General features: G+C 40.2%; 2 protein-coding genes. Both read left to right on the top strand.

Annotation, left to right across the window (positions count from 1 at the left end; all coding sequences use genetic code 11):
* Positions 1–3,191: DUF1553 domain-containing protein (locus G466_RS0118765; protein WP_026814995.1), on the top strand; the 3,191-nt coding region annotated here is incomplete at its 5' end.
* Positions 3,192–3,222: 31 nt separating this feature from the next.
* Positions 3,223–4,725, top strand: a complete 1,503-nt coding sequence (locus G466_RS0118760) for a DUF1501 domain-containing protein (RefSeq protein ID WP_026814994.1) — start codon at positions 3,223–3,225, stop codon at positions 4,723–4,725.
* Positions 4,726–4,773 lie beyond the last annotated feature (48 nt).

The raw sequence follows: 4,773 nt of genomic DNA, 5'->3' as shown, positions 1-4,773 counted from the left end.
CTGGGTTTTTATTGGTTTTATCCTGTGGAGGACCCCAATTACCTGAATTGGTATCCCTGGAATATGACAAAATACCGAATCAGGTAGATTTTAATATCCATGTAAAACCAATCCTTTCTGATAAATGTTTTATCTGTCATGGTCCAGATAAGGCAAAAATAAAGGCCAATCTTCAGTTAGATACGCCTGAAGAGGCCTATAAGGAATTAAGGGAGTCCCCCGGAAAATATGCATTAACTCCAGGAAACCTAAATAGGAGCGAGGTTTTTCATAGAATAATTTCGGAAGACCCTAATTATATGATGCCCGAACCTGATTCCCACCTTACTTTAACAAATCATGAAAAGGCCGTTTTAATAAAATGGATAGAACAAGGAGCCGAATATAAGGAGCATTGGGCATTTATAAAGCCGGAAAAACATGAAGTGCTAAAGGTCGGGAACAGTCACGTGATTTATAATCCTATCGATAATTTTGTTCTAGCGCGTTTAGAACAAGAAAACCTCCAATTCTCCATTAAAGCGGATAAAGAATTATTGTTGAGAAGACTTTATCTAGATCTCATAGGGTTACCACCTTCTGTTGATGAAATGGATGCCTTTTTAAAAGACAATTCTCCGAGCGCCTATGAGAAACAGGTAGATAAATTATTGGCTTCTCCGCACTATGGGGAACAAATGGCTTTGGGTTGGATGGATTTATCACGATTTGCAGATACTCATGGATATAGTGTAGATAGATTTCGCGATATGTCGCCATGGAGGGATTGGGTGATTGATGCGTTTAATAGAAACATATCCTATGAGCAATTTATAACCTGGCAATTGGCTGGAGACCTTATTGAGGACCCTACTAGAGAGTCTATTTTGGCGACTGCCTTTAACCGTATACATCCTCAAAATATGGAGGGAGGTATTGTGAATGAAGAGTTTTTGGTAGAATATGCAGTGGATAGAGCAAGTACGGTGGGCCAAGCTTTTATGGGGCTTACCGTTGCTTGCGCCAGATGCCACGACCATAAATATGATCCCATCTCTCATAAAAACTTCTATGAGATGACTAGTTTTTTCAACAATGTGAATGAATCGGGACAGATATCTTGGAATGATGCAACCCCAGTACCCACCTTAATGATGACTACGGAAGAAGAGGAACAAGTACTATCTTATCTAAAACAACTTATAGACGAAACAGAAGGAGAAATCAGTAAAGTGAAGGAAATAGACATTGCTGAAAACTTTAATAAATGGTTATCCAAAAAAGAATATACAAGCATATCATCCCAGATTCCTTCGGATGGTTTAACAGCCTATTTTAATCTTAACGATAGTAACTTACGGAATGCTATAGATCCTAGCATTATGGGAACAATGAAGCGTGAAGGCAGGGAAGGACAGCAAATAAATTTTTCAAACGGAAAACAAGGGAAAGGTGTTTTGTTTGATGGGGATACCTGGTTGGATTTAAGGAAAACTGCTGTTTTTGGTAGAAATGATTCCTTTAGTATTAGCCTATGGGCCAATATTCCTGCAAATATTGATAATGGAAATATTTTCCATAAAGGGGATGGGGCTATTTTGTATAACTGGCGTGGATATCATCTTAAAATAGTGGACAATAAATTGGAGTTGATGATGGCGCATACCGCACCAAACAATGCCATTGTAGAAATTTCTAAAAACGAATTTCCAAGGGATCAGTGGGTTCATTTTGCAATAACGTATAATGGATCTAGCAAAGCAGACGGGTATAAATTGTTTGTAGATGGAAAAGAAATGGAAACCGAGGTGATAATCGATAACCTTTATAAGGATATCCTATTTAGAAACAATAATGAACCTGGTTTACAATTAGGAGCTAGATTAAGGGGGAAGGGAATTAAGGGGGCTGTTGTTGATGAGATTCGGGTTTATGATAGGGATTTATCTGCACTAGAGATAATGCGATTGGCAGAGGATAACAGTTTAAGCAAATTAATCAATAAAGAGGTAGCCAGTTTAACTACGGATGAAAAAGAAGTAGTAAAGGACTATTATTTCAAAAGTGTTTCAAAAGCAGACAAACTACATCAACGTAAATTAGCCGAATTACGCAAGCGTTATGTGGATAGTTTAGAAAAGGTTAAGGAAGTAATGGTTATGGAAGAAACCCCAGAACCGGTACCCTCCTATATTTTGGATAGAGGTGTGTACGATGCTAGGGGGGAAGAAGTGTTTCCCAATACCCCCGAAGCGATTTTTCCTATGCCCGAAGACTATCCAAAAAACAGATTGGGTTTTGCGAAATGGTTATTCCATGAAGACCATCCATTGACGGCGAGGGTGGCAGTGAACAGGTTTTGGCAGCACTACTTTGGTAATGGGTTGGTTAAAACATCCGAAGATTTTGGGAAGCAGGGTGAAATGCCCAGTCATCCGAAATTGTTGGATTGGTTGGCTTTGGAATTTAGGGATTCTGGATGGGACGTTAAAGCTATGCAGAAATTGATTGTTATGTCGCGCACCTATCAGCAATCCTCAATGGTAAACGAAGAATTAATGGAAATGGACAATGAAAACATCCTTCTGGCAAGAGGGCCGTCCAAAAGATTGTCTGGAGAGATGTTGCGGGATAATGCTTTGGCCAGTTCTGGATTGCTAAACAAAACCATTGGAGGAGAAAGTGTGAGACCTTACCAACCGGAAGGATTATGGAAGGTGAACAACGCGACTTATAGGGAGGATACTGGAGATAAACTGTACAGGAGAAGCTTATATACTATATGGAAACGCTCTGTACCACATCCTACGTTGGCCACTTTTGATGCCCCAGCACGTGATGTATGCACCATTCGTAGGCAAGAAACCAATACGCCATTACAAGCGTTGGTTTTACTCAATGACCCTACTTATATTGAAGCTTCTAGGGTTATGGGTAAGCGTATGAGCGAAATTGGAGAAATAAAATTGGCCATTTCCAAAGTTTTCAGACAGCTTACGGGACGAAAGATCAAGGAAAATGAGCTGCAAATACTTGTAGCGCTACAAGAAGAGGAATATGAAAAATTCACTAATAATATAGACAAAGCCAAAGGGTGGCTTAATACAGGGGAATTTAAGTTACAGGATGATGGTGAAAAAGCGTTGGTGGCCGCTAATGCGGTGGTGGCGAATACCATAATGAATGCAGACCCTTGTATCACAAAAAGATAGATATAAAAGAATTAGAATTAAACAGGACGATATGTGCGATCATCATGATAAATTAAGATCAAATAACAGGGATCTACAGCGTATTGAAAAACAATTGGATAGGAGGGAGTTTTTTAAAAAGACCTCCCTTGGGATCGGGGCCATTGCACTTAGTTCCTTGTTGAACACGGAGAAGGCTTGGGGCGCAATGGGGTCTATTGCTGGGCAAGAGACTTCCCTCACGAGAAATAAATTGGGGTTGCCTCATCATTTACCCAAGGCAAAACGTATAGTTTATCTATTTCAAAGTGGCGGACCTTCGCACCTGGATCTGTTCGATTACAAACCTAAGCTTACCGATATGTTCGGGCAGGATTTACCGGATTCTATTAGAGCTGGACAACGCCTTACAGGGATGAGTGCAGATCAAACAGCCTTTCCTATAGCAGCATCTACCTTAAATTTTGAGCAATATGGCGAATCTCGGGCATGGGTAAGTGATGCCATGCCGTATTTATCAGAGGTGGTAGACGATCTTTGTTTTATCAAGGGAATGCATACGGATGCTATTAATCACGATCCTGCTATAACCTTTTTTCTTACCGGGAGCCAACAACCTGGAAGACCATCTATAGGTTCTTGGGTAAGTTATGGGTTAGGATCTGATAATAATAATCTACCCACCTTTATTTCATTGGTCTCCAAAAATGGTTCGGGACAGCCTTTATATTCCCGTTTATGGGGCAATGGTTTTTTACCAACAGAGCACCAAGGGGTGCAGTTCCGTTCAGGAAAAGATCCGGTACTTTATTTAGGAAATCCTGAGAATTATGATGGGTACGATCGTAGAAAGATGCTGGACTATTTAAATAAGTTGAACGGGGTTGCGTATGATGCGTACGGGGATCCTGAAATAAATGCCAGAATTGCACAATATGAGATGGCCTTTAGAATGCAAACTTCCGTTCCCGAGGTAACAGACACCTCAGATGAACCCGATTATATTTTTGATATGTACGGACCGGATAGTAGAAATCCAGGTACTTACGCTGCAAACTGTTTATTGGCCCGTAAGCTTTTAGAAAAGGACGTGAAGTTTGTTCAATTATTTCATCAAGGTTGGGATCAACATGATAATTGCCCAGGTGGCGTCAAACACCAAAGTAAAAATACAGATCAAGGAACAGCTGCTTTGATCAAAGATCTTAAACAAAGGGGAATGTTGGAAGATACCCTAGTGGTTTGGGGAGGAGAGTTTGGACGTACCGTTTATTCCCAAGGCCAGTTAACGGCTACCAATTATGGAAGGGATCATCACCCAAAAGCTTTTACTATGTTTATGGCTGGGGCAGGGGTGAAGCCAGGGTTTACCTATGGTGAAACCGATGACTTTGGATATAATGTGATAAAGGACCCTGTGCACACACATGATTTTCAGGCTACATTATTACATCTCTTTGGGATAGATCATGAACGAATGACCTTTAAACATCAGGGTAGGCGTTTTAGACTTACCGATGTGCATGGAGATGTGGTGAGAGACATTCTTAGCTAATCCAAATATTAATTAAACATACTACATTCTAAATAACTATATATAATG

The sequence above is a fragment of the Arenibacter certesii DSM 19833 genome (genome assembly GCF_000429545.1).
GTDB lineage: Bacteria > Bacteroidota > Bacteroidia > Flavobacteriales > Flavobacteriaceae > Arenibacter > Arenibacter certesii.
Note: the sequence above shows the minus strand (reverse complement) of the source record. Positions and strands in the feature narration are given on the sequence as shown.

Coding starts and splice junctions, on each gene's coding strand:
- G466_RS0118760 (WP_026814994.1), top strand. CDS start 3,223: ATGTGCGATCATCATGATAAATTAAGATCAAATAACAGGGATCTACAG.